This is a genomic window from Aureimonas phyllosphaerae (genome assembly GCF_900113065.1).
Lineage (GTDB): Bacteria > Pseudomonadota > Alphaproteobacteria > Rhizobiales > Rhizobiaceae > Aureimonas > Aureimonas phyllosphaerae.
In genome coordinates, this window is sequence record NZ_FOOA01000001.1 from 348,967 (window position 1) to 373,156 (window position 24,190).

Sequence of the window (24,190 nt, forward strand, 5' to 3'; positions counted from 1 at the left end):
CGATGCGACGGCTGACCCTGACCCTTCTCATCGCCCTTGGGGGCACGGCTCACGCACAGGCGCAGGAGGCACCGGTCAGCACCTGCCTTGCGATCGCCGAGCGCCTGCCGGGCGTGCGCTACGCCTCGCTCGACGCGCCCGAAGGCCCGGTGCGGCTGGCGCAGAACGGGCGGGACGAGGTGACGATCACCTACGTCCACCACGCCACCTACATGATCGAGAGCGCCGACGGCGTGCGCATCGCCACCGACTATTCCGGCTATCACGGCGGCGGAGAGCCGCCCGATGTGGTGACCATGAACAAGGCGCACTCCACCCATTACACCGACTTTCCCGACCCCGGCATCTCGACGGTGCTGCGCGGCTGGAATCCGGAGGGCGGGCCGGCGAAGCATGCGGTGACGGTCGGCGACGTCCTGATCCGCAACGTGCCGACCGACATCAACCGCTACGGCACGTTCGAGGCCGACGGGAACTCGATCTTCATCGTCGAGGCGTCGGGCCTGTGCATCGGCCATCTCGGCCATCTCCACCACAAGCTGACCGAGGAGGACTACGCCGCGATCGGGCGGCTCGACGTCCTGATGGTGCCGGTGGACGGATCCTGGACGATGAGCCAGGCGGGGATGGGCGAGATCGCCCAGCGGCTCCATTCCTCGCTGGTGCTGCCGATGCATCGCTTCCGCACGCCGATCGGGCGCTTCCTCGCGCAGATCCCGGACTTTGCGGTGGAGCGCCGCGAGGAGGCGTCGATCACGCTCTCGGCCAGGAGCCTGCCGCGCCAGCCGACCGTGGTGTTACTCAGCGGGGTCTGATGCTCAATCGCGACGGCGGCGATCGCTCGTGGTCGCGCCGCCCCCGCCCGCTTCCTCCTCTTCCAGGACCGCGGCCTCGTCGTCGCGGTCGTCATCGTCGTCGTCGAGCTGCACCTGCGCAGGATTGCGCAGGACGTGCCCATGATGGCGCGCCGGCGGCTGCGGCATCGACGTGACGACGCCGACCAGCGCCATGAGGACGCCGAGGAGATGAAGTCGGATGGTCCGCACACGTTCAGGCCCCCTGCCGCACGCTTTGGATGCCGGGACTTGATTGGTCGATTGCGGCGGTTCTCCGGTCTCACCAGAAACTCGGGACGGAGCCTTCCAGCCGCGGACCGATGCGCACCGTGCCGACCTTCTCGGCCAGCCCCGTGCGGTCGGAAATCTCCACTGCCAGCCCGCAGATCGTCGCCGGCCCCGAGGCCGCCTCGAAGCGGCCGCGCGGCACCTTGGTGACGAAGCGGTTGATCGGCTCCTCCTTGTCCATGCCGAGCGAGGAGTCGTAGTCGCCGCACATGCCGGCGTCCGACTGGTAGGCGGTGCCGTGCGGCAGGATCTGGTGGTCGGCGGTCGGCACGTGTGTGTGGGTGCCGACGACGACGGAGGCGCGACCGTCGAGGAAATGGCCGAAGCACTGCTTCTCGCTCGTCGCCTCGGCGTGGAAATCGAAAATCACGGCATCGGCCTGCTCGCCGAGCGGGCATGCGGCGAGAATGTCCTCCGCGGCGCGGAACGGATCGTCGAGTTCGGGATGCATGAAGACCCGGCCCATGACGTTGGCGACGAGCACCCGCGCGCCGTTTCGCGCCTCGACGAGGCAGGAGCCGCGGCCGGGCGTGCCCTTCGGGTAGTTGGCGGGGCGCAGGAACCGGTCGTGGCGCGAAGCGAAGGTCAGCGCCTCGCGCTGGTCGAAGGCGTGGTTGCCGGTGGTCACGACATCGGCGCCCGCCGCCACCGTCTCCTCGAAGATGTCCTCGGTGATGCCGAAGCCGCCGGCCGCGTTCTCGCCGTTGACGACGACGAAATCGAGCCGCCAGTCCGCGACGAGGCCCGGCAGCCGGTCGCGCACCGCCACACGCCCGGTCCGTCCGACCATGTCGCCGAGGAACAGGAACCTCATGACGTCAGCGCGTCCTTGGCGGCCTTCAGCTTGCCGAGCGCCCTTGCAACGGCCGGACGCTCGTCGACGCGCTGGACCCAGGCAGCGAGCGCTGGAAACTTTTCATGCGCGTTGAGGTCTTTGAGGCCGCTGCGGGCCCAGGAGACGTTCATCACGTCGGCCACCGAGAACTCGCCCGCGAGGTACTCGACCTCACCGAGCCGCTTGTCGAGAACGCCCAGCAGCCGGTCGGACTCCTTCTCGAAGCGGCGGATCGCGAAGTCGCTGCGCTCGTCCGCATTCTTGAAGTAGTGGATCTGGCCGATCATCGGCCCGGTGCCGCCGGCCTGGAAGAACATCCAGCCGAGCGCCTCGGCCCGCGCCGCACCGGCCGGGGCGAGCAGTCGCCCGGTCTTCTCGGCGAGATGGAGGAGGATCGCGCCGGACTCGAAGACGCGCACGCCGTCGTCACGCAGCGCGGGGATGCGACCGTTCGGGTTGATCGCAAGAAAGTCCGATTCCTTCTGTTTGCCGGTCGAGATGTCGATCAGGCGCAACGCGTAGTCGAGCCCGAGTTCCTCCAGCATGATCACCGGCTTCTCGCCGTTCGGTGTGGTCCAGGTATAGAGCTCGATCACGCGGCGAATCTCCGACAGCCAAGTTTCGAACGACGTAGCGCGGGCAGGCTCGCGTTGCGAGGGTGGTGGCAGGCAGGACGACCGGACGAATGAAGACGAGCATGAAAACGGCGGCCGCGGTCCTCGCGGCCTCGCTGTTGGCAGGATGCGCCTCGACGGGGATGACCCCGTCCTCTGTCGCCGACCTCCGGATCGACCGCGACCGGGGCCTTGCGGCGGTCAACGCGTTCCGCGCCGAGAACGGCCTGAAGCCGCTGACGGTGGACGAGCGGCTGATGGCCGCCGCCGCCGCACAGAGCGAGGCGATGGCGCGCCGCGACAAGATGGACCATGCGGTCGACGGCGCCCTGCCCGGCCGGGTCGAGCGGGTGGGCTACCGCTGGGGCACGACGGCCGAGAACATCGCGCGCGGCTACAAGACCTACGACGAAGCGATGGTCGGCTGGATCCATTCGCCGGGCCACCGGAAGAACCTCCTCAACCCCAACGTCACGCAGATCGGCTTTGCGGGCGCGCAGGTGCCGGGGAACCCGCGCCCCTATTGGGCGCAGGTCCTCGCCAGCCCGTCGAAGTATCCGGCCAAGCCTAGCGCGGAGAAGCCGTTGCGCTGGGGACCCGAACTCCGCTTTCCGTGAGGATGCGGTCGAGGAACCGGTCGTGCGGCTCGACCGGCACCTCGGCCACCTCCTGCGCATCGAAGGCGAGGCCGATGGTGACGAGCCCCGGCTTCACCGCGAGAAGACGGGCGATCGCCCGGTCATAGAAGCCACGCCCGTAACCGATCCGCGCGCCGCGCCGGTCGAAGGCAAGGAGCGGCACGAGAAGGACGTCGGGGGCGAGCACCCGAGCCGCCGCGCCCGGCGCGACGGTGCCGTGCCCCTGCGCGACCAGTTCGCCGTCGCGCAGAAGCTCTCGGAACTCGAGATCGCCATTCACGATCGCGGGCGCGGCGAGACGCAGCCGGCGGTCGGCGAGCGCCATCATCGCCGGGCGTGGATCGATTTCGGAACCGATGGGAAGATAGGCGCCGACGACATCGACCGTCTCGAACAGGGTGTCGCGGGCGACGTGCTCGGCCAGTGCGAAGGCCGCCTCGATCCGTGCGCCCGGCGTCAGCGCCTCGCGCCGGGCGCGGGCCATGCGGCGAAGGTCGGCCTTGGCGGCTGCGATGTCGGACATGGCTTCCTCGGTGCGAAACGCGCGAAGCTGCCCATAGCGAAAGGCGGGAGGAGTGGCGAGCCACCTCGGCCGATGAGAAGATCGATCCCGGGAACCTACAGAGTAGGTGGGCGCCGTATGCCCCAGCCCACGGGCCGAGGCAGGAACAGCTCCCTTAGGGATGCGTAAGGCCCCGGGGAATAAGTTATCCCTGTCGAACCGCGCAGCCCGCCGAGACGAGATATAGCACTCCCGTCACGGCCTTTCCATGGCCGCGCGGCGCGCTTTTTCGTCAGCGGCGTCCGCTTTCGAGCTTGGCCGCGATGCGCTCGACGATCTCCGACACGCCGAGAAGATGCTCGGTGAGGCGCGCGTCGCCCGCCCGCGCGCCACCGGCGGCCTGCGCCTCGCGTTCCTGCAGCTCGGTGATCTCGGCATGGGCTGCCGCGAGCTTGCCCTTCGCCTCGTCGAGTTCGTCGGCCACCATCAGGGCGGCCATGACCATCAGCCGGAGGTCGCCGATCTCGCCGAAGCTGCCGCGCAGCTGCGAGACGCGGGCATCGAGCCCGGCGCCGAGACCGAGGAGATGCTCCTCCTCGCCCTCGGCGCAGGCCATGCGGTAGGTCTTGCCGTCGATGGTGACTGCGATCTGGGACATGGGCTCGGCTTCTTCCTGGAGCGCGCGTCAGGCGCGTCGTTCGGCGAGGACGTCTCGGATGGATTCCATCGCGGTGACGAGGCGGCGCGAGACCTCGCGGTTGGCGGCCTCGAGGCGCTGGGCGCGCGTCAGCGCGGTGTCGAGCTCGCTCGCCAGCCGGGAGCGGTCGGCCGTCATGCGCTGCACCTCCTCCTCGACCGACAGGACCACGTGGTCGCGCGACATGCGCGCGTCCACCGCGTCCTCGAGCCGTTCGAGGGCCTTCTGCAGGCGAAGCGTCGCCTCGCCGAGCGGACTGGCCGCATCCATCATCCTGCCTCCTTCGAAGGAATCGCACCCGCGCCCCGATCCGCCGGGCACTTCGTTCAAGGCTGTCCTGCTTTATCGTGCCCCCGACCGATTTGAAAAGCGAAAGGCGCGCATGGATCGGCCGCGATTGACAGGCGCTCGGGACCTATGATGTGTGCGGGCCGAACGATGTAGCCTCTTCCCGCGGCCCGAATCCCGGAGGAAAGCGGTCCAGATACCGTGCCGGCATGCCCTCTGCGTCCCGCGCGCCCGCCGCGCCCGGCCTGCCGCCCGTCGTCTCCCGTTTCCCGCGCTGCGGCTGACAATGTCCTGCACCGGCCCTATGTCGGGCCGGGCGAGAAGCATTCGCCGTCCCGATCTTGCGGACGGCACTCGACGGGCCATCCCGGCCTCGCCGCCTGAGGAGAAGAATGACCATGGCAGTCCGCGTCGCCATCAACGGTTTCGGTCGCATCGGGCGCAACGTCCTGCGCGCCATCATCGAGTCCGGCCGTACCGACATCGAGGTGGTCGGCATCAACGATCTCGGCCCGGTTGAGACCAACGCCCACCTGATCCGCTACGATTCGGTCCACGGCCGCTTCCCGGGCGAGGTGAAGGTCTCGGGCGACACGATCGACGTCGGCCGCGGCCCGATCAAGGTCAGCGCCGAGCGCGACCCGAAGAACCTTCCCTGGAAGGAACTCAACGTCGACATCGCGTTCGAGTGCACCGGCATCTTCACCGATCCGGCCAAGGCCTCGGCGCATCTGGAAGCCGGCGCCAAGAAGGTGCTGATCTCCGGCCCGCTGACCAACGCGGCCGACGAGAAGACCGTCGTCTTCGGCGTGAACCACGATACCCTGAAGGCGAGCGACAAGATCGTGTCGAACGCCTCCTGCACCACCAACTGCCTCGCGCCGGTCGCCAAGGTGCTCGACGAAGCCATCGGCATCGAGACCGGCTTCATGACCACGATCCACTCCTACACGGGTGATCAGCCGACGCTCGACACGATGCACAAGGATCTCTACCGGGCGCGTGCCGCGGCCCTGTCGATGATCCCGACCTCGACGGGCGCCGCCAAGGCCCTCGGCCTCGTGCTGCCGCAGCTCAAGGGCAAGCTCGACGGCTCCTCGATCCGCGTGCCGACGCCGAATGTCTCGGTGGTGGACTTCAAGTTCACCGCCAAGCGCGCCACTTCGGTGGAGGAAGTGCAGAACGCCATCCGCGCCGCCGCCGAAGGCCCGCTGAAGGGCATCCTCGGCTACACGCTCGACCCGAACGTGTCGGTGGACTTCAACCACGATCCGCACTCCTCCATCTTCGCGATGGATCAGGTGAAGGTCCTGGGTGGCACCTTCGTGCGCATCCTGTCCTGGTACGACAACGAGTGGGGCTTCTCCAACCGCATGTCGGACACCGCGATCGCCATGCACAACGCCGGCTGATCCCAGCCGATGCCGTTCCGGCCCCTGTCCTCACGCGATGTCCGTTGGGCTCCCGCCGAGGGCGAGGGAATGGAGCACCTCCATCTTGCGACGACGCCCACCGGCGTCGTCGCGCGCTCCTCGCTGATCGGCAGCCGGGGCGACCGGCCCTACGGCGTCTTCTACGAGATCGACCTCGACGCCTCGTGGCGCGTGACGCGCTTTCGCATCGAGACGGCGCACGGGCGGCGCCTTGCACTGGTGCAGGCGGCCCCCGGCCGCTGGACGGGCGAGGACGGCACGCACCGAACTGACCTCGACGGCTGCATCGACATCGACCTCGCCGGCACGCCCTTCACCAACACCCTGCCTATCCGCCGCCTCGACGGCCGGCTTGCAGAGCCGACCGAGCTGCGCATGGTCTACGTGCCCTTCGACACGTTCGAGCCGCTGGTGGACGAACAGCGCTACGCTGAGCGCTCGCCCGGCCTCTACCGTTACGAGGCGGTCGATGGCGGCTTCACGGCCGAGCTGCCGGTGGACGAGGACGGGCTGGTGATCGACTATCCCACCCTTTTCCGGCGCGCCTGAGCGCGACACCCTCCCCCTTTTTCCCGACGGAGCCCCAGCGATGACCCTGTTCAAGACGCTCGACGATGCCGCCCTCCAGGGCAAGCGCGTCCTGGTGCGCGTCGATCTCAACGTCCCGATGAAGGACGGCGTCGTGACCGATACGACGCGTATCGAGCGCATCCTGCCGACGATCCGCGAGATCGCCGAGAAGGGCGGCCGCGCGATCCTTCTCGCCCATTTCGGGCGTCCGAAGGGCAAGGTGGACCCGTCGCAGTCGCTTGGCCCCATCGCGCCGGTTCTCGCCGAGAAGCTCGGCCAGCCCGTCGGCTTTGCCGAGGATTGCGTCGGCCCGGTCGCCGACGGCATCGTCGCCAATATGAAGGACGGTGACGTCCTTCTCCTCGAGAACACCCGCTTCCACGACGGCGAGGAGACGAACGACGAGACCTTCGTATCCGGACTGGCCGCGCTCGGCGACATCTACGTCAACGACGCCTTCTCGGCGGCACACCGCGCCCACGCCTCGACGGAGGGCCTCGCTCATCACCTGCCGTCCTATGCCGGCCGCACCATGCAGGCCGAGCTCGAGGCTTTGGAAAAGGGTCTCGGCCAGCCCGAGAAGCCGGTGATCGCGATCGTCGGCGGCGCCAAGGTCTCGACCAAGATCGACCTCCTGCAGAACCTCGTCACCAAGGTCGATTGCCTCGTGATCGGCGGCGGCATGGCCAACACGTTCCTGGCCGCCCAGGGCAAGGACGTCGGCAAGTCGCTTTGCGAGCACGATCTCGCCGACACCGCCAAGGCGATTCTCGCGGCCGCCGAGACGAGCGGCTGCACCATCCTCCTGCCCGTCGACGCCGTGGTCGCACGCGAGTTCAAGGCGAACGCCGAGAACGAGACCGTGCCGGTCGATCGCGTGCCGTCCGACGCCATGATCCTCGACGTCGGCCCGGCCTCGGTCGGCGCGATCACCGAGTGGATCGACAAGTCGAAGACGCTGGTCTGGAACGGCCCGCTCGGCGCGTTCGAGCTGCAGCCCTTCGACAAGGCGACGATGGCCGCCGCGCGCCATGCCGCGAGCCGCACCGAGGCCGGCCAGCTCGTCTCGGTCGCCGGCGGCGGCGATACGGTCGCCGCGCTGAATCAGGCCGGCGTGTCCGAGCGGTTCTCGTATGTCTCGACGGCGGGCGGTGCCTTCCTCGAATGGATGGAAGGCAAGCCGCTGCCGGGCGTCGACGCGCTGAAGGCCTGAGGCGTCGGCGGATCGGATCGTGCGTCCCGCCCTCATCTCCTGGCTGATGTTCCCCGTCTATATCTGGCAGGGCATCGGCATCCGGCGCTCGATCGAGCGTATGTTGCCGCCGGCCGGGCCGTTCCATGGAACGGCCGGAGCGTCGGATGACGAGGCGCCGATCCGCCTTCTGGTGCTCGGCGATTCGTCGGCCGCCGGTGTCGGCGTCGACCGAGCGGAGGACGGGCTCGCCGCCCGCCTTGCCGAGCGTCTCCACGCGCTGACGGGCGAGGCCGTGCGCTGGCGCGCGATCGGCTCCAACTCCGCCGTCTCCTCCGACGTGCGCGACTACATCGTGCCGAACGTCGCTCCGGAGGGGTTCACGCACATCCTCCTGTCGATCGGCACCAACGACGTGAAGAACTTCCACACTGCGCGCCGGTTCAAGCGCGGCTTCGGGGGTCTTCTCTATGCCCTGCGCGCCCGCTGGCCGGACGCGCGCATCGTCTGGTCGCCGCCAGTGGACATGCTGCGCGTGCCCGCCCTGCCACGCGGTCTCGCCAAGGTGCTGTCGTTGCGCGAGCGCGTTCTCGCACGCCTCGGTGCACGCCTGTGCCTGGAACGCGGGGTCGTGCCCGCAACCACCCTGCCCCGAGTCGAGCCGGCCGGCTTTTCGCGCGACGGCTTCCACGCCTCGGCCGACGGCGCCGCCTACACGGCGGGTCATCTGGCGCCTTATCTCCTGGGCGATCGCACGAAAGCGGCCTGAGCCGCGTCCATCTCGCCGCAAGGCTTGCGTGAAAGTCTCGCGTAGCGCAACAAATCCATGCTTCAAGGGGCACCTGCCCCAATTCGGACGGAAAAGCGAAGGAAAGGCGCGCGCCGACTTCATCGCATGCGATCCGACGGCCGGGTCGCGCTCCTGGATGCCCCGCCCATGCCCGCCGCTTCCCAATCCTTCCAAGCCTATGCGCGGGCGATCGCGCTCCTGCGCCCCGAGGCCGGCCGCGTCGCCGGCATCGTCCTCGCCGGCACGGCCGTCGCAGGCATCCAAGTGGCCGAGCCGGTCCTCTTCGGCCATGCCGTGAACGCGCTTCTGTCCGGCGGAAACGCGCTCTCGCTCGTGCTCCTCTGGGGTGCCGCGAGCTTCGTCTCGTTCCTGTCGGCGATGACGATCTCGCTTCTCGCCGACCGGCTGATGCACCGCCGGCGCCTCGCCGCGATGGCCACATTCCTCGAACACGTTCTGGCGCTGCCGGCCTCGTTCCACTCGCGCTCGCAGTCGGGCGGCCTGATGCGGGTGATGATCTCAGGCGTCGACTCCCTGTTCTCGTTCTGGCTCCCGCTGTTCCGCGAGCAGATCGGCAACGTCGTGGCGCTCGCCGTGCTGCTGCCTGTCGCCTTCTGGATGAACTGGCGCCTTGCTTTGCTCCTCGGCGTGCTCATCGTCGTCTACACGCTGGTGAACCTTGCCGTCGTCCGCCGCACCTCGGGCGGTCAGGCGCAGGTCGAAGGCCACTTCACCCGCGTCTCGGGTACGGTCGGCGAGCTGTTCGGCAACGTGCCGATGCTCCAGAGCTTCCTCGCCGTGCCACGCGAGATCGGCTCCGTGCGCTCGGCGCTCGACCGAATCCTCGCCGCGCAATACCCGGTCCTCAACTGGTGGGCCGTGATGGCGGTTTTGACGCGCGGCGCCTCGTCCATCTCGATCGTCTCGATCTTCGCCTACGGTGCGTTCCTCGCCTCGCGCGGGCAGACGAGCGTCGGCGAGATCGTGTCCTTCGTCGGTTTTGCGACGCTCCTGATCGGCCGGCTCGATCAGTTGACCGGCTTCCTGATGGGCCTCTTTTCGCGCGCGCCGATGCTGGTGCAGTTCTTCGCCGTCCTTGGCGAGCGGACCGACGTGGTGGAACGTGCGGACGCGCAGCCGCTGAATGTCACCGAAGGGCGCGTGCGCTTCGAGAACGTCACCTTCCGCTACCCGCAAGGGTCCGGCGCCGTGCGCGGCCTCGACTTCGAGGCACGGCCGGGCGAGACGATCGCGATCGTCGGACCGACGGGCTCGGGCAAATCCACCGCCCTGTCGCTCCTCCAGCGCGCCTACGATCCCGAATGCGGACGCATCACCATCGACGGACAGGACATCCGCGACGTGACGCTGACCTCGCTGCGCGGGTCGATCGGCGTGGTCTTTCAGGAGGCGGGTCTCTTCAGCCGCACCATCCGCGAGAACATCGCGATCGGCCGCCCGGAAGCCACGATGGCCGAGATCGAGGAGGCCGCCCGGCTGTCCGGCGCCGCCGACTTCATCGCCCGCAAGGCGGAAGGTTTCGAGGCGATGGTCGGCGAGCGTGGGCTGGGCCTGTCCGGCGGAGAGCGCCAGCGCCTCGCGATCGCCCGCGCGCTCCTAAAGGACGCGCCGATCCTGATCCTAGACGAGGCGACCTCCGCGCTCGACACGGCGACCGAGACACGCCTCCAGGGCGCGCTCGAGCGGCTGCGCAAGGGGCGAACGACCTTCGTCATCGCGCACCGGCTGTCGACCATCCGCTCGGCCGACCGCATCATCGTGCTGGACGGAGGCCATATCGCGGAGACGGGCACCTTCGACGAGCTCGTGGCGCAGGGCGGCATCTTCGCCGGACTGGCGCGCGACGCCGGGGTCTCGTCGCTGCGCAAGCTGCCCGAGCCGCTGGCGCCGACGGCCTTTCTCGAAGCGGCCGAATAGCCGTCAGCCAGCCGGCCGGGGCGCCCTTTCCGGTAGCGGAAAGAAGGTCGTGAAACGGCGGGCGGTCTCGCGATCGCCCTCCACCACCAGCACGCCGCCGGCTTCCAGCGCCTCGAGGCTCTGCCCACCGTAGATCGCGGCGGCGATCACCCGCGGCTCGCCGACGAGAACGGCGTCCGCCTCGTCGATCGGATGCGAGGCGACGTCGATCGCACCATGCTCCACAACCGCGAGCAGCGTTTCCCGCCCGATCTGGAAACCGATCCGCATCCGGCCGTCATCTGCCAGCGACGGATCGAACATCGTGCGCAACGACAGCATCAGCGACGCCGTCGAGAAGCTCGCCGTCGGATCGTGAAAGGGCGAACGCGAACCCCAGCGGCCGACGACGCGGAAGATCGGCTCGGCCTCCATACCCCAAGGAGTCAGCTCGTAGACCTTCGCGCCGGATGGCGGCGGCAGTTCGCGGCGCACGACGATGCCAAGGCTCGCCAGCCATTCCAGCCGTTGCGCGAGGACGTTGGCGCTGATGCCGGGCAGGCCGGCGCGCAGGTCGCTGAACCGGCGCGGGCCCGTGATCAACTCCCGCATGACCAGAAGCGTCCAGCGCTCGCCGACGATCTCCAAGGCATGCGCGGCGGCGCAGGCGTCGCGGTAGGACCACCGGTCGTCGACGCCGCCCGGATGCGGAGTTTTGGTTACTAATTCTGACTTCATGGTTGCAATTCATAACCGACGGGTCCACGCTTGTCCAATCGGTGCCGCATCCGGCGGCCCATCGGTACCAGGAGGGGTCCGTGTCGAGACTGATCTTCGTCAATCTTCCCGTTCGCGATCTCGAGCGTTCGATCTCGTTCTATGAGGCGCTCGGCCACGCGAAGAACCCTCAGTTCTCCGACGACACGGCCGCGTGCATCGTCGTTTCCGATACGATCCACGTGATGTTGCTGACGCATGAAAAGTTCATGCAGTTCTCGCCGCGACCGATCGCCGACGCCAAGGCGGGCGCCCAGGTTCTCCTGTGCCTGTCGGCGTCGAGCCGCGAGGCTGTGGACGCCGAGGTCGGAAAGGCGGTCGAGGCCGGTGGGAAGGCCGATCCGACCCCGACACAGGAATACGGCTTCATGTACGGCCGATCCTACGAGGACCCGGACGGCCATATCTGGGAGGTGATGTGGATGGACCCGGTCGCCGTCGCGAACGGCCCGGAAGCTGCCGCGGCCTGAACGGCGCACAAAGCGAGAGGAGGAACTCATGGCCTATGTCGAAGGGTTTCTGGTGCCCGTGCCGGAAGCCAACAAGCAAGCCTATCTGGAACTCGCCGCCAGAGCCGCGCCGCTGTTTCGCGAATACGGCGCGCTCGAGGTCGTGGAATGCTGGGGCTCGGACCTGCCGGACGGCAAGGTGACGGACTTCCGCATGGCGGTGAAGGCGGAGGACGGCGAGAACGTCGTCTTCTCCTGGATCGTCTACCCGTCGAAGGCGGTGCGCGACGACGCCGTGCAGAAGGTCTTCACCGATCCGCGCATGCAGATGGACGAGACGGAGATGCCGTTCTCGGGCCAGCGCATGGTCTTCGGCGGATTCGATGTGATCCTGAAGGACGCGGACTGAGGCTCAGTCGCCCTCGTCCTCGTAGCCGACGAGGTGGAGCGGGCGGGCGCGCACGCCCTTGAGCGCGCACCAGCGCACCAGCGCCTCCTCGCGGCCGTGCGTGACCCAGACCTCTTGCGGCGCGATCTCGGCGATGGTCTCGACGAGTTCGTCCCAGTCGCAGTGATCCGACAGGATCAGCGGCAGTTCGACGCCGCGCTGGCGCGCTCGACCCCGCACGCGCATCCAGCCGGACGCGAAGCATGAGACGGGATCGGGAAAGCGCCGCGCCCACTTGTCGGCGAAGGCCGACGGCGGCCCGACGATGATCGCGCCGGCGAACTCCGCCTTCGCCGCGCCCTCGGCGTCCTTGCCGCGCGCGATCGTCGCGGGGCGCAACTCGCCGAGGTCGATCCCCTCCTCCTGATAGAACTCGCACAGCCGCTTCAACGCGCCGTGAATGTAGATCGGCTCGTCGTATCCTTCCTCCCGCAGCATGCGGATGACCCGCTGCGCCTTGCCCAGCGCATAGGCGCCGACGAGATGGGCGCGCTCGGGAAACTGCCGCGTCGAGGCGATCAGCTTGCGCATCTCGCCGCGCGATTCCGGGTGGCGGAAGACCGGCAGCGCGAAGGTCGCCTCCGTGATGAAGACATCGCAGGGAACCGGCTCGAAGGCTTCCGCGGTCGGGTCCTCGCGACGCTTGTAGTCGCCGGATGCGACGATCCGCATCCCGCCCCATTCGACAAGAATCTGGGCCGAGCCGAGTACATGGCCGGCGGGATGGAACGAGACGGTGACGCCGTTGATCTCGATCGGCCGGCCCCAGTCGGCCACCTGCCGCGTCGTGCAGAACTCCTCGCCGTAGCGCAGCGCCATGATCGCAAGGGTCCGACGCGTCGCCAGAACCTTTTCGTTGCCGGGGCGCGCGTGGTCGGCATGGCCGTGGGTGACGAGCGCCCGTTCGACCGGCTTCACCGGGTCGATGTAGAAATCGCCGGGCGGGCAGTAGAGGCCCTTGGGGGTCGGTCGGAGGAGGTCTTCGAAGCGCGCCATCGCCCGGTGAGATAGGGCTCGGCTCACCGCGCGAAAGCCCTTGCGCCGCGGGGGCCTGCCGCCGCATATGCCGACGATCCCTCTCGGAACCGACAGCCCTTGCGCCCCAGCCTTCACCGATCCGGCGACGATCTCGCCGACCGCCGCGCCGAATATGCCGAGGCCTATGCCAAGGCGGGGGACACGGCAGCCGCCGCCGATCTGATGGCACAGGCCGTGGAGCGAGCCCCGAACTGGCTGCTCGGACGGGTCCGCTGGGGCGAATTCCTGGCGGAAGCCGGTGAGACCGAGGCGGCCAGCGCGGTGTTCCGGCAGGCGCTCGCCCGGGACGAGGCCGATCCCTATGGGATCAGCCTGAAGCTTGCGCGGCTCGGGGCCGAGCCCGTGCCCGACGCGCCCTCCCCGTCCTTCGTCGCCGGGCTCTTCGACCAGTATGCGGACGGGTTCGAGGACGCGCTGGTGCGCCGGCTCGAATACCGCGTGCCCGACCTCCTCTCCGACCTCATCGACCGCGCCGCGCCGGGCGCGCGCTTTGCCGCAGCGCTCGACCTCGGCTGCGGCACCGGGCTGATGGGCGAGCGGCTGAAACCTCTCTGCGACCGGCTCGACGGCATCGACCTGTCCGCCGGGATGCTGGAGAAGGCGCGTCGCAAGCGGCTTTACGACACGCTTCTGGAGGGCGACATCCTCGCCGCGCCGCGCTTGGGCGACAGCGGCTACGACCTCGTCACCGCCGCCGACGTCCTCACCTATCTCGGCGACCTCCGGCCGGTCTTCGCCCACACGGCGAGCCTCCAGGACGCCGGCGGCTGGCTGGCCTTCTCGACCGAGCGCGCCGAGGACGACGCGGGCTTCGTCCTGCGCCCGTCGCTGCGCTACGCGCATTCGGTCGACTATCTCGAGGCCGCGCTGCAGGATGCCGGCTACGCCGTCGTGAACCGAAGCGCCGAGACGCTCCGGCGCGACCGGGGCGAGGCGATCGCGGGGACCCTCGTCGTCGCCCGGAAGCGCTGACATGGCACCCATGCGCAGTCAGCGCTGGTCGGCGCGCGGGGGCCGGCTACTCTCCCGGCTTCGACGCGAACGGAGCCGGTCCATGAGCGCTGCAGAACTCTCCGAAGACCGCATCGAGCGCGAGACCACGCGCCGCGCCCATCGCTTCGGCTCCTGGGCGTCCACGGCCACGCGCCACAGCCCGTGGGAGGATGCGCTCGGCGTCATCGCGGGCGTGACGCTGACGGCCGTCGGTATCTCGATCCTCGGCTCGCTCGGCTTTCTCACCGGCGGCATGGCGGGCCTCGCCTTCGTGGTCCACTACCTCACGGGCTGGAACTTCGGCCTCGTCTTCTTCATCGCCAACCTGCCCTTCTATGCGCTGGCGATCGGCCGCATGGGTCGCGCCTTCACCATAAAGACCGCCTTCGCCGTCGCGCTCCTTTCGGTGATGACGGCCTTCAGCCCCGACGTCCTGCGTTTTGCCTATGTGGACCCGCTGCTCGGCGCCTGCCTCGGCGGGCTGATGCTCGGCTTCGGCCTCCTGGCCCTGTTCCGCCATCGCTCCTCGGCGGGCGGCATCGGCATCCTCGCCGTCTACCTGCAGGATCGGTTCGGCTGGCGCGCTGGCCTGACGCAGCTCTGCGTCGATCTCGTGGTGCTGGTCACGGCCTTTGCGGCCGTCTCGCCCGCCGCCGTTGCCTACTCGGTCCTCGGCGCGCTGGTGCTCAACCTCTTCCTCGCGATCAACCATCGCACGGACCGCTATCTCGCGGTCTGACGTCTTGGCGAAAGCCGATGGCGGCCTTACCTCCCGGAGGTGACAGCGCCGCTCTCCACACCGCCCCGCGACCTGCCCGGCTTCGACCTGCCGGAGGCGTTCCTGCGTTGGTTCGCGCAAAAGGGCTGGTCGCCGCGCCCGCACCAGCTCGATCTCCTCCAGCGCGCCGAGAACGGCGCTTCGGTGCTCCTGATCGCGCCGACGGGCGCCGGCAAGACGCTGGCGGGCTTCCTGCCGGCGCTGGTCGATCTCTCGCGGCGGCGCAAGCGCCGGCCGGGCACGCGGCCGCCCGGCATCCACACGCTCTACATCTCGCCGCTGAAGGCGCTCGCCACCGACATTCGACGCAACCTCGAAAAGCCGGTCGACGAGATCGGCCTGTCGATTTCCCTCGAGGCGCGCACCGGCGACACCTCGCAGGCCAAGCGCCAGCGCCAGAAACTGAAGCCGCCCGACATCATGCTGACGACGCCCGAGCAGCTGGCGCTGCTGATCTCGGCGCCGGACGCGGACAGCTTCTTCTCCGACCTCCGCTACGTGATCTTCGACGAGTTGCATTCGCTCGTCGCCTCCAAGCGCGGCCATCTCCTGGCGCTCGGCCTTGCGCGTCTCAGGCGCCTCCGCCCCGCGATCCAGACGATCGGCCTGTCCGCGACCGTCACCGACCCGGACGAGCTGCGCGAATGGCTGGTCGCGCAGGGGCCGGACGCATCGCCGATGGCCGATCTCATCGTCGTCGACGGCGGCGCCAAGCCCGAGATCACCATCCTGAAATCGCGCGAGCGCGTGCCCTGGCAGGGGCACATGGCGCGCTACGCGATGCCGGAGATCTACGAGGCGATCAAGCAGCACCGCACGACGCTGCTCTTCGTCAACACGCGCTCCCAGGCCGAACTCCTGTTCCAGGAGCTCTGGCGCATCAACGAGGAGACGCTGCCGATCGCGCTTCACCACGGCTCGCTCGACGTGGCGCAGCGCCGCCGCGTCGAGGCGGCGATGGCGGCCAACGAGCTGCGCGCCGTGGTCGCGACCTCGACGCTCGACCTCGGCATCGACTGGGGCGACGTCGATCTCGTCGTGCATGTTGGCGCGCCGAAGGGCGCCTCCCGCCTTGCCCAGCGGATCGGCCGCGCCAACCATCGGATGGACGAGCCGTCGCGCGCCATCCTCGTGCCGGCCAACCGCTTCGAGGTGATGGAGTGCCAGGCGGCGCTCGATGCCAACTATCTCGGCGCGCAGGACTCGCCGCCGATGCGCGAGGGCTGCCTCGACGTGCTGGCGCAGCACGTCCTCGGCATGGCTTGCGCCGCGCCCTTCCGCTCCGAGGACCTCTATGGCGAGGTCGTCACCGCTTCCCCCTATCGCGATCTCGACCGCGACACGTTCGACCGCGTCGTCGATTTCGTCGCGACCGGCGGCTATTCGCTCCGCGTCTACGACCGCTACGCCAAGATCCGCCTGACCGAGGACGGAACGTGGCGTGTGACGCACCCGTCCGTGGTGCAGGGCTACCGGATGAACGCCGGCACGATCATCGAGTCGGAAGCGCTCCTCGTGCGCCTCATCCGCGCCAAGACGAAGAGTGGCATGGCGCGCGGCGGGCCGGTGCTCGGCAAGATCGAGGAGAACTTCCTCGAGACGCTGGCCATCGGGGACACGTTCCTGTTCTCCGGCCAGGTGCTGAAGTTCGAAGGCATCCACGAGATGGAATGCCTCGTCACCAAGACGCGGGACGACGAGGCGAAGGTCCCCTATTACGGCGGCCAGAAGTTTCCGCTGACCACCTTCCTCGCGGCCAAGGTGCGCGAGATGCTGGCCGACCCGACGCAGTGGGGCGCCCTGCCCTCCCAAGTCGGCGAGTGGCTCGCGATCCAGAAGCGCAAGTCCGCGATCCCCGGACCGAACGACCTCCTGATCGAGACCTTTCCCAACGGCAACCGCTTCTTCATGGTCGCCTATCCGTTCGAGGGCCGCCTCGCGCACCAGACGCTCGGCATGCTCCTCACACGCCGGCTGGAGCGCGCGCGCGCCAAGCCGCTCGGCTTCGTCGCCACCGACTACGCCCTCTCCATCTGGGGACGCGCCGACATGGGCGAGATGATCGGGTCGGGCAAGCTGTCGCTGGAAGACCTCTTCGACGAGGACATGCTGGGCGACGATCTGGAGGCCTGGATGGCCGACAGCTGGCTCCTGAAGCGGACCTTCCGCCAGTGCGCCGTGATCGCGGGCCTCGTGATGAAGCGCCAGCCGGGACGCGAGAAGACCGGGCGGCAGATGACAGTCTCGTCCGACCTCGTCTACGACGTCCTGCGGGCGCACGAGCCCGACCACATCCTCCTGCGGGCAACCTGGGCGGACGCGGCGACCGGCCTTCTCGACGTCAAGCGCGTGTCGGACCTCCTTGCCCGCATCAAGCGCCACATTCTGCACAAGGACCTCGAGGAGATCTCGCCGCTCGCCGTGCCGATCATGCTGGAGGCCGGGCGCGAACGCATCGAGGGCGAGGCCCGCGACGACCTCCTCGCCGAGGCGATGGAGGAGGAGCTGATCATCAAGGCGCTCGGCGAAGTGAAGGACTTCCGATCGAACTACCTGCGCTGAGGCGACGCGCCGCTGGCCGTGCCGTCCCGGGTGAACAGCGGTGTCACCAGCATGTGCGGCACGGTGAGCGCCGCGAGGCCGATGAAGATCGAGCCGAGAGCCGGCGCCGGCCCCTGTGACAGCCATAGCGCCAATCCGGCGAAGAAGAGGGCCGCACCAACGAGCGTCGGTGCGCAGGCACGCAGATACGCAGGCAGGGTCGGCAGGTCGAGCCGCTGCATTCTCTCACGTGTCTCGCCGTGGCTGTGGATCAGGGCGAAGACGAGGGCGAAGCCGACCAGTGGAGAGAAGACGATCAACGCCGTGGCGCCGAGCGCGATCTCCGCGGCGCCTTCGCGATCGCGATGCCGAACCCGAGAAAGAGCGGCACCGACCGCAGCAAGGAGGACCAGCGGCGCGAGCCATCCGGCGAGGCGCGCGAGGGTGATCCCGTCCTGCGGCGTCGACAGCAGTCCGAACAGCTGCGCGAGCGCATCCTCGTGCAGGAGCGCCGGCAGTGTGATCGGCATCAGGCCGCGTGCGAACCGTTCCGCCGTGCGGGCCTTCCAGGATCGGGCATGGACGTCGTCGATCGCGAAATGCACCGCCGATAGGAGCAGGAAGGCGGCGAGCACGACACCGGGCGAAGCTTGCCAGAAGGCGAGCATTGCCCCGGCCGCGCCGAGATAGGCCGCGAGGAAGGCCGTCAGGCGTCCCAGTTGAGGCCGTGGCGGCTCGCCGCGCAGCGCCAGGAGATGGTCGCTCGCCCCGTGCGGCAGTCCGACGGCTAGGATCAGGACGGCCGCGAAGGCGAGAGGCGCTGAACCTCTCGCCCCGTCGGCTGCAAAGGCGAGGACGGCAAAGCCCGCCGCAGCGACGAGACGCCCGGACACGGCCGGGCCGGCTGCTGCCCCGACCGCTCTAGATGCGACCGGCTTGTCGGCGACGAGCGTCATCCACCGCCCCCCGGTCGTCAGGCCAGACGCCGCGCCTCGCGGCGCTCCAGCTCCGGCTCGGCTGTCTTCAGCCGCTCGCCCACGAGGAGGCCATAGCCGACCTTGGCGGCGACATCGAGAACGAGGATTGCCCAGATGCTGGCGGCCGACGAGATCGTGCCGAAGCCCTCAGGTCCGAGCGCGAAAACCACCGGGTAGGCCAGCCAGACGACCGAGAGCTGCAGCGCGTTCTGGCGATAGACCTTGTCGAGGTCGCCGCCGTAGTTGGCGGAGCGCTCGCGCAGCGGGCCCCAGAGAAGGTAGTAGACGCCCGCGAACGCCGCACAGGACCACAGGAACCAAATCAGGCGGGTCGTGCCGTCGAGGCTGATGGCCGACAGAAGACCGGCGAGGATCATCAGCGCATCGAGGCCGATGATGGCGGTGAGGTAGCCGCCCTGACGCGGGTGTTCATGCAGGGCCAGCGCCACGAGGCCGGCCAGAAGGAGTGGCGTCGTGAAGATCCAGTCCACGTAGCGCGGCAGGTAGACCAGGGCGCCATCGCCGCGATCCCAGACGAAATTGCCGAGATACATCGCGAGATAGGCGGTCGCAGCGATGAACGGGACGAGCGCGTGGATCTGCGTGTGATGGCGGATCGCATTGGACTTCGAGCCCGTCGCGTAGATGGCGAGGGAGCCGACCGACATCGCGACGAAGCCGATCAACAGGGCGGTGCTTTCCATGATCACGAAACCTTGAGGAGCGAAGGTTCTGTGCGAACACGGAGGCGTTACCGAAGTTCCGCCCTTACGGATGGTTTAGTCGTCGCAGGCATTTCCGGGACCATTCGGAAGCACTGAAAGCGAAGCGACGCGGCGAATTTCCGCGTCGCCTCGTCGTCGTCAGTGGCCCGCCGGCAGTTCCAGCGCGTCGGCCCGGTTCTGGATCGTCAGCTTGTCGACGATCGTCTGCGAGGCCGCGTTGAGGCCGACGACTTCGACGGCAACGCCGGCCTTTCGGAATTTCAGGACCGCCTTGTCTAAGGCACCGACGCCGGTGAGGTCCCAGATATGGGCGCGGCTGACGTCGATCGTGACATGCGACAGCGGCTCCCGGAAATCGAAGCTTTCCAGGAAGCGCCCGGCCGAGGCGAAGAAGACCTGTCCCTCGACGACATAGGTCCGTGCGCGCCCGTCGTTCGACGCGACGCTGGTGACCGCGAAGATCTGGGCGATCTTGGACGCGAAGAAAAGGCCCGACAGGAGCACGCCCGCAAACACGCCGAGCGCGAGATTGTGGGTCCAGACCACGATCACGACCACCGTCAGCATCACGACGGAGGAGCGACGCGGATGCGTGACAAGGCTCTTCAGCGAAGCCCAGTCGAACGTGCCGATCGAGACCATGATCATGATGGCGACGAGCGCCGGCATCGGGATCACGGCGACCCAGTTGCCGAGCACGACGATCAGGAAGAGGAGCGCGACGCCCGCAAACAAGCAGGACAGACGCCCGCGGCCGCCCGAGCGGATGTTGATGCCGGACTGGCCGATCATCGCGCAGCCCGCCATGCCGCCGAAGAAGCCGGTGACGAAGTTGGCGATGCCCTGCCCGAAGCATTCGCGATTCTTGTCCGAGCCGGTGTCGGTGAGATCGTCGACGACCTGGGCGGTCATCAGCGACTCCAGAAGCCCGACCAGTGCGATCGCCACCGAATAGGGCAGGATGATCTGCAACGTCTCGAGATTGAAGGGCACGTCGGGCAGGAAGAAGCTCGGGAAGCTCGACGGAAGCTGGCCCATGTCGCCGACCGTGCGCACGTCGATGCCGAAGGCGAGGACCACGGCCGTGATCGCGACGATCGCCACCAGCGGTGACGGGATCGCCTTGGTCACATACGGGAAGAGGTAGATGATGGCGAGCGCGGCGGCGACCAGAACGTAGGTCATGTCGGGAACGCCGATCAGCTCGGGCATCTGGGCCAGAAAGATCAGGATCGCCAATGCGTTGACGAAGCCGGTCATCACCGAGCGCGAGACGAAGCGCATGAGGTCGCCGAGCCGGAGAAACCCGGCCGCCATCTGCACGAGGCCCGCCAGCACCGTCGCGGCGAAGAGGTATTGCAGCCCGTGGTCGCGCACCAGCGTGACCATGAGGACGGCGGTCGCCGCGGTGGCGGCCGAGATCATGCCGGGCCGGCCGCCGAAGATGGCGGTCAGGACGGCGATGGAGAACGAGGCGTAGAGTCCCACCTGCGGGTCGACGCCCGCGATGATGGAGAAGGCGATCGCCTCGGGAATGAGCGCGAGCGCCACCACGAGGCCGGACAAAAGATCGCCACGGACATTGCCGAGCCATTCGGCCCGGAGGTTATCGGTCGAAAACATGAGCGGAAACAACGAGGATCTCGGCGACGCCGGAAGCCCTTAGGGCTCGATCGCGAGGAGTCTGGACGTCGCTGGATTGGCCGAGGGATAGGCGCCCGGCATAGCCACCCGGCGCGCCGGGTCCATTGTGCAGTTTCTTAATGTCTTGCACCGGCGCCGGAATCAAGTGCCGATCGTCGCACCGCCTTGCCTTCGCCGCCATTTATCGATTCCAAGAACGCTTCAGGAACATGGACGACCCGGACGCAGAACGCATGAACATGATCCATCGCCGGATGCGGCAGGGCGAAGCGCCGGGGTTCGAGACGGTGCTGAACGGCGGCGACGTCGTGTGCGACCCCTCCGGCGTCCTCTATGCGCCGGCCGAGCGGCTGATGGTCGTCTCCGACCTCCATCTCGAAAAGGGCGCGGCTTTTGCCCGGCGCGGCATGTTCCTGCCGCCCTACGACACGCAGGCGACGCTCCTGCTGCTGGAGGCCGCGCTCGACCGCTACCAGCCGCACGTCGTCGTGGCGCTCGGCGATAGCTTCCACGACCGGCATGGCGCGGGCCTGATGCCAGACGAGCCGCGCACCCGCCTCAAGGCCGCGATGGCCGGCCGCGACTGGATCTGGATCGAGGGCAACCATGATCCGGAACCGCCCGCCGGTCTCGGTGGGGTCTGCGCCGAGGAGGTTTCGATCGGGCCCTGGCATTTCCGGCATGAGCCGACGCCAGGGGCACGGGCCGGCGAGGTCGCCGGCCATCTGCATCCGTCCGCGCGCGTCAGCGGCAACGGTCGCAGCGTACGGGGTCCGTGCTTCGCCAGCGACGGCGCGCGCATGGTGATGCCGTCCTTCGGCGTGACGACTGGCGGGCTGAACGTCCTCAGCGCGCCGTTCGCCGGCCTGTTCCGGCCAGAGACGGCGCGCGCCTACGTGATCGGCGCGGCGCGGATCTATCCGATCCCGTTCGCCTCGCTCAGCCGTGGCTGAGCCTCAGTAGGCCAGCGGCTGCGCCGAGGCATAGGCAGTGATCGCCAGCGCGACGACCGCACCGACGGTGAGCACGATGCGCAGCGGCGCGAACCAAGGCGTCGTGATGCGCCCGGCACGGATTGCCGTGACGTCCCAGACCCCCTGCACGGCGAAGGCGACCGCCAGCCCGACGAAGGACCACGGCGAGGGAAGCAGCGTGCAGACCCAGGCGAAGATCGCCGGGATGACGGACTGCGCCAGCGTCGTCGGGCTCTGGCGGCCTGGCTCGTTCAGCGCCGCGCCCCAGCGGATGCCGCCGAGGAAGGACAGGATCACCGCGCCGTAGGAGAGGACCACGAAGGGCAGATCGGGAAGTGGGATGACCTCGGACCCCGTCACGATCATCCAGGCGCCGACGAAGAAGGGCACCAGGCCGCCGAGGCCAAGAATCCAGGCCGCGCGGACCATCTGCTCGGCCCGGCTGCGCGGCAGGGCGGATGAAGCGTCGTCGTGCATTTTCGATCAGTCCCGTTTGAAGACAAGCCGGCCGAACCAGCCGGTGAACACCGCCACCCCGACGGCGAGCAGCCCATAGAAGAAGCCGTTCGTCGCGGCGAAGCGGGATATCTGGCTCTCGACGCCCGTCTTGACCACCCAAAGATCCTTCGATCTCTCTCGCACGAAGATCCCTTCGCGAAACAGGATCGCACGCGCGACGTGGCGGCCGACCGGCAGATCGGCGGGCAGCTGGAGATTGGCGCGAAACAGGGTGGCGCTGACGAACTCGATCCCGCCAGAGGTCTGGCCGTAGAGCGCCGACTGCTCGCCGAGACGCTTCACCGCGTCGGAGAACTCCGCCTTGCGCTCCGGACGCACGGTGCGAAGGCTTGGCGCGTCGAACTCGAGGTTCTCGACGCCGATGTCGAGCTGGCGCAGCGTCACCGCCGGAGCGATGTCGCGCAGCGGCCGCGTCGAGACGAGCGAGTAGGAACTCGGCACGCCGTTGAAGCGCTCGGCCGCGCGGTTGATCCAGAGGCCGAGCGTGCGTTCCTTCTCGCGGACCACGATGTCGCGGCGCGGACCTTCCAGGATCACCACGATGTCGTAGCGCCCCTGGCGCACGAGGCGCTGATCGGCATTGTCCAGCGCGCCGAAGACGACGAGGCGCGAGCCGCCGAAGTTGGTGCCGACGGAGATCGTCTCGGTGGACAGGCCGATCTCGAACGTCTCGGTGAGGGGTGCCGGGTTGTCCTGCGCCAGCGCCGCAGCCGGCAGCAGGAGAACGAGCGCCGCGGCCATGAGGCTCCGCCGCGCCCTCACCCGCTCTCTCCGCTCGGCAGCGTGATGGAATAGGGCTCGGAGGGCGGCACGACGAGCTCGACCAGAAGCCGGCCGGCAACCGCAAGCACGAGGAGCGCTAAAAGCGCTCGAAGCTGCTCGCCGCGAAGCTTGCGGCCAGCCTCGGCGCCGAACTGCGCCCCGACCACGCCACCCAGCATCAGGAGGAAGGCAAGCACCACGTCCACCGTCTCGTTGGTGGCAGCCTGCAACACGGTGGTGGCGGCCGCCGTCACCATGATCTGGACCAGCGACGTGCCGATCACGACGCTCGTCGGGACGCGCAGGAGATAGATCATCGCCGGCACCATGATGAAACCGCCGCCGACGCCCATCACCGATCCGAGGAGGCCGATGATAAAGCCGAGGCCGAGCACGGGCACCAGCGAGACGTAGAGCTTGGACCGCTTGAAGCGGGTCTTGAACGGCAGGCGGTGCACCCAGCTGTGGTGGCCGGAACGCCGCAGCACCTCGCCCGAACCGCCGCTGCGCACCCGGCGCATGGCGCGCAGGCTCTCGTTCATCATCAGGACGCCCACGGTGCCGAGCATCACGACGTAGAGCATGGAGACCGCGAGATCGAGCTGGCCGATCCGGCGCAGGAGCGTGTAGACGCCGACGCCCACTACCGATCCGACGACGCCCCCGCCGATCAGCATGGCGGCGAGCTTCAGGTCGACGGTGCCGCGCTTGTAGTGCGCGAGCGCCCCGGAGAACGACGCGGCGATCACTTGGTTGGCGCCGGTGGCGACGGCGACCGCGGGGGGGATGTTGTAGAAGATGAGGAGCGGCGTGATCAGGAAGCCGCCGCCCACCCCGAACATGCCCGACAGGAAGCCGACGGCCGCGCCCATCCCGACGATGACGAAGACGTTGACGGTGATCTCGGCGATCGGGAGATAGAATGTCACGCGCGCGGTTCCGCCAAGCCGATCCACCGGAACGGA

General features: G+C 68.5%; 27 protein-coding genes, 1 other RNA gene and 1 other annotated feature. Of the genes, 13 read left to right on the forward strand and 15 right to left on the reverse strand.

The features are described from left to right. The first annotated feature begins 2 nt into the window (after nucleotides 1-2). A complete protein-coding gene (locus BM175_RS01705; RefSeq protein WP_090958366.1) occupies nucleotides 3-815 on the forward strand; it encodes an MBL fold metallo-hydrolase in 813 nt (270 codons plus the stop codon). A 3-nt stretch (nucleotides 816-818) separates the two neighbouring features. Here the strand turns inward: BM175_RS01705 and BM175_RS01710 are convergent, their stop codons facing one another. From BM175_RS01710 to BM175_RS01720, 3 genes are all read right to left on the reverse strand, one after another. Further along, entirely contained in the window at nucleotides 819-1,046 is a 228-nt protein-coding gene (locus tag BM175_RS01710) for a hypothetical protein (protein WP_090958368.1), read from the reverse strand. 70 nt (nucleotides 1,047-1,116) lie between these two features. Next, nucleotides 1,117-1,938, reverse strand: a complete 822-nt coding sequence (locus BM175_RS01715; RefSeq protein WP_090958369.1) for a TIGR00282 family metallophosphoesterase — start codon at nucleotides 1,936-1,938, stop codon at nucleotides 1,117-1,119. Next, complete coding sequence (locus BM175_RS01720) at nucleotides 1,935-2,555, reverse strand: glutathione S-transferase family protein (RefSeq protein ID WP_090958372.1); 621 nt, start codon at nucleotides 2,553-2,555, stop codon at nucleotides 1,935-1,937. Before BM175_RS01720 ends, BM175_RS01715 begins: the two co-directional genes overlap by 4 nt. Before the next feature lie 89 nt (nucleotides 2,556-2,644). On the opposite strand from BM175_RS01720, the gene BM175_RS01725 reads away from it, so the two are divergent. Next, nucleotides 2,645-3,190, forward strand: coding sequence for a CAP domain-containing protein (locus tag BM175_RS01725; RefSeq protein ID WP_090958374.1), 546 nt, complete (start codon nucleotides 2,645-2,647; stop codon nucleotides 3,188-3,190). On the opposite strand, the gene BM175_RS01730 is transcribed toward BM175_RS01725, so the two are convergent. From BM175_RS01730 to BM175_RS01745, 4 genes are all read right to left on the reverse strand, one after another. Further along, entirely contained in the window at nucleotides 3,141-3,734 is a 594-nt protein-coding gene (locus tag BM175_RS01730) for a 5-formyltetrahydrofolate cyclo-ligase (RefSeq protein ID WP_090958376.1), read from the reverse strand. The two genes, BM175_RS01725 and BM175_RS01730, sit on opposite strands and share 50 nt — an antisense overlap. A 53-nt stretch (nucleotides 3,735-3,787) precedes the next feature. Beyond that, a non-coding RNA gene (ssrS, locus tag BM175_RS01735) (6S RNA) lies at nucleotides 3,788-3,946 on the reverse strand. Nucleotides 3,947-4,005: 59 nt separating this feature from the next. Continuing rightward, nucleotides 4,006-4,371 (reverse strand): cell division protein ZapA, encoded by a 366-nt coding sequence (locus BM175_RS01740; RefSeq protein WP_090958378.1) that lies wholly within the window; start codon nucleotides 4,369-4,371, stop codon nucleotides 4,006-4,008. A 27-nt stretch (nucleotides 4,372-4,398) separates the two neighbouring features. After that, nucleotides 4,399-4,680 carry a DUF4164 domain-containing protein gene (locus tag BM175_RS01745; protein WP_090959105.1) on the reverse strand — a complete coding sequence of 94 codons (282 nt, stop codon included), beginning with the start codon at nucleotides 4,678-4,680 and terminating at the stop codon, nucleotides 4,399-4,401. A gap of 416 nt (nucleotides 4,681-5,096) precedes the next feature. On the opposite strand from BM175_RS01745, the gene gap reads away from it, so the two are divergent. From gap to BM175_RS01770, 5 genes are all read left to right on the forward strand, one after another. Beyond that, on the forward strand, nucleotides 5,097-6,110 hold the full coding sequence (gap, locus tag BM175_RS01750) for a type I glyceraldehyde-3-phosphate dehydrogenase (protein ID WP_090958380.1): 1,014 nt from the start codon (nucleotides 5,097-5,099) through the stop codon (nucleotides 6,108-6,110). Between the two features lie 9 nt (nucleotides 6,111-6,119). Next, on the forward strand, nucleotides 6,120-6,680 hold the full coding sequence (locus BM175_RS01755) for a putative glycolipid-binding domain-containing protein (RefSeq protein ID WP_090958382.1): 561 nt from the start codon (nucleotides 6,120-6,122) through the stop codon (nucleotides 6,678-6,680). Between the two features lie 40 nt (nucleotides 6,681-6,720). After that, on the forward strand, nucleotides 6,721-7,914 hold the full coding sequence (locus BM175_RS01760; protein WP_090958384.1) for a phosphoglycerate kinase: 1,194 nt from the start codon (nucleotides 6,721-6,723) through the stop codon (nucleotides 7,912-7,914). 46 nt (nucleotides 7,915-7,960) lie between these two features. Continuing rightward, entirely contained in the window at nucleotides 7,961-8,662 is a 702-nt protein-coding gene (locus BM175_RS01765; RefSeq protein ID WP_090959107.1) for an SGNH/GDSL hydrolase family protein, read from the forward strand. A gap of 168 nt (nucleotides 8,663-8,830) precedes the next feature. After that, nucleotides 8,831-10,621, forward strand: coding sequence for a glucan ABC transporter ATP-binding protein/ permease (locus BM175_RS01770; RefSeq protein WP_090959110.1), 1,791 nt, complete (start codon nucleotides 8,831-8,833; stop codon nucleotides 10,619-10,621). Nucleotides 10,622-10,624: 3 nt separating this feature from the next. Here the strand turns inward: BM175_RS01770 and BM175_RS01775 are convergent, their stop codons facing one another. Beyond that, on the reverse strand, nucleotides 10,625-11,338 hold the full coding sequence (locus tag BM175_RS01775) for a winged helix-turn-helix transcriptional regulator (protein ID WP_090958386.1): 714 nt from the start codon (nucleotides 11,336-11,338) through the stop codon (nucleotides 10,625-10,627). Nucleotides 11,339-11,418: 80 nt separating this feature from the next. Between BM175_RS01775 and BM175_RS01780 the strand changes: the two genes are divergently transcribed. After that, a complete protein-coding gene (locus BM175_RS01780) occupies nucleotides 11,419-11,847 on the forward strand; it encodes a VOC family protein (RefSeq protein ID WP_090958388.1) in 429 nt (142 codons plus the stop codon). Nucleotides 11,848-11,875: 28 nt separating this feature from the next. Beyond that, complete coding sequence (locus tag BM175_RS01785; protein ID WP_090958390.1) at nucleotides 11,876-12,235, forward strand: DUF1428 domain-containing protein; 360 nt, start codon at nucleotides 11,876-11,878, stop codon at nucleotides 12,233-12,235. A 3-nt stretch (nucleotides 12,236-12,238) separates the two neighbouring features. Here the strand turns inward: BM175_RS01785 and BM175_RS01790 are convergent, their stop codons facing one another. Beyond that, nucleotides 12,239-13,270, reverse strand: a complete 1,032-nt coding sequence (locus BM175_RS01790; protein WP_090958392.1) for a ligase-associated DNA damage response exonuclease — start codon at nucleotides 13,268-13,270, stop codon at nucleotides 12,239-12,241. Nucleotides 13,271-13,369: 99 nt separating this feature from the next. On the opposite strand from BM175_RS01790, the gene BM175_RS01795 reads away from it, so the two are divergent. From BM175_RS01795 to BM175_RS01805, 3 genes are all read left to right on the forward strand, one after another. Then, on the forward strand, nucleotides 13,370-14,284 hold the full coding sequence (locus BM175_RS01795) for a class I SAM-dependent DNA methyltransferase (RefSeq protein ID WP_090958394.1): 915 nt from the start codon (nucleotides 13,370-13,372) through the stop codon (nucleotides 14,282-14,284). A gap of 82 nt (nucleotides 14,285-14,366) precedes the next feature. Then, the gene (locus tag BM175_RS01800) at nucleotides 14,367-15,044 is read left to right on the forward strand and encodes a YitT family protein (protein ID WP_090958396.1); all 678 of its coding nucleotides are present in this window, start codon (nucleotides 14,367-14,369) and stop codon (nucleotides 15,042-15,044) included. 39 nt (nucleotides 15,045-15,083) lie between these two features. Beyond that, complete coding sequence (locus BM175_RS01805) at nucleotides 15,084-17,645, forward strand: ligase-associated DNA damage response DEXH box helicase (protein WP_090958398.1); 2,562 nt, start codon at nucleotides 15,084-15,086, stop codon at nucleotides 17,643-17,645. Here BM175_RS01805 and BM175_RS01810 read toward each other — a convergent pair. The 3 genes from BM175_RS01810 to BM175_RS01820 form a co-directional block, all read right to left on the reverse strand. Next, nucleotides 17,633-18,580, reverse strand: coding sequence for a Brp/Blh family beta-carotene 15,15'-dioxygenase (locus tag BM175_RS01810; protein WP_090958400.1), 948 nt, complete (start codon nucleotides 18,578-18,580; stop codon nucleotides 17,633-17,635). The two genes, BM175_RS01805 and BM175_RS01810, sit on opposite strands and share 13 nt — an antisense overlap. A 17-nt stretch (nucleotides 18,581-18,597) precedes the next feature. Beyond that, nucleotides 18,598-19,305 carry a bacteriorhodopsin gene (locus BM175_RS01815; RefSeq protein ID WP_090958402.1) on the reverse strand — a complete coding sequence of 236 codons (708 nt, stop codon included), beginning with the start codon at nucleotides 19,303-19,305 and terminating at the stop codon, nucleotides 18,598-18,600. A 159-nt stretch (nucleotides 19,306-19,464) separates the two neighbouring features. Beyond that, nucleotides 19,465-20,949, reverse strand: coding sequence for a SulP family inorganic anion transporter (locus tag BM175_RS01820; RefSeq protein ID WP_090959113.1), 1,485 nt, complete (start codon nucleotides 20,947-20,949; stop codon nucleotides 19,465-19,467). A 74-nt stretch (nucleotides 20,950-21,023) separates the two neighbouring features. Beyond that, nucleotides 21,024-21,076 (reverse strand) — a sequence feature (sul1 is cis-regulatory element that is thought to sense ions involved in sulfur or methionine metabolism; They are found in Alphaproteobacteria). Nucleotides 21,077-21,203: 127 nt separating this feature from the next. On the opposite strand from BM175_RS01820, the gene pdeM reads away from it, so the two are divergent. Beyond that, nucleotides 21,204-21,923 carry a ligase-associated DNA damage response endonuclease PdeM gene (gene pdeM, locus BM175_RS01825; protein WP_090959116.1) on the forward strand — a complete coding sequence of 240 codons (720 nt, stop codon included), beginning with the start codon at nucleotides 21,204-21,206 and terminating at the stop codon, nucleotides 21,921-21,923. Nucleotides 21,924-21,926: 3 nt separating this feature from the next. On the opposite strand, the gene BM175_RS01830 is transcribed toward pdeM, so the two are convergent. The 3 genes from BM175_RS01830 to BM175_RS01840 are packed head-to-tail and all read right to left on the reverse strand — an operon-like array spanning nucleotide 21,927 to nucleotide 24,154. Beyond that, nucleotides 21,927-22,421 carry a DUF3429 domain-containing protein gene (locus BM175_RS01830; RefSeq protein WP_090958404.1) on the reverse strand — a complete coding sequence of 165 codons (495 nt, stop codon included), beginning with the start codon at nucleotides 22,419-22,421 and terminating at the stop codon, nucleotides 21,927-21,929. 6 nt (nucleotides 22,422-22,427) lie between these two features. Continuing rightward, a complete protein-coding gene (locus BM175_RS01835) occupies nucleotides 22,428-23,204 on the reverse strand; it encodes a TIGR02186 family protein (RefSeq protein ID WP_090958406.1) in 777 nt (258 codons plus the stop codon). A 17-nt stretch (nucleotides 23,205-23,221) separates the two neighbouring features. Continuing rightward, the gene (locus BM175_RS01840; RefSeq protein WP_090958408.1) at nucleotides 23,222-24,154 is read right to left on the reverse strand and encodes a sulfite exporter TauE/SafE family protein; all 933 of its coding nucleotides are present in this window, start codon (nucleotides 24,152-24,154) and stop codon (nucleotides 23,222-23,224) included. Nucleotides 24,155-24,190: the final 36 nt, after the last annotated feature.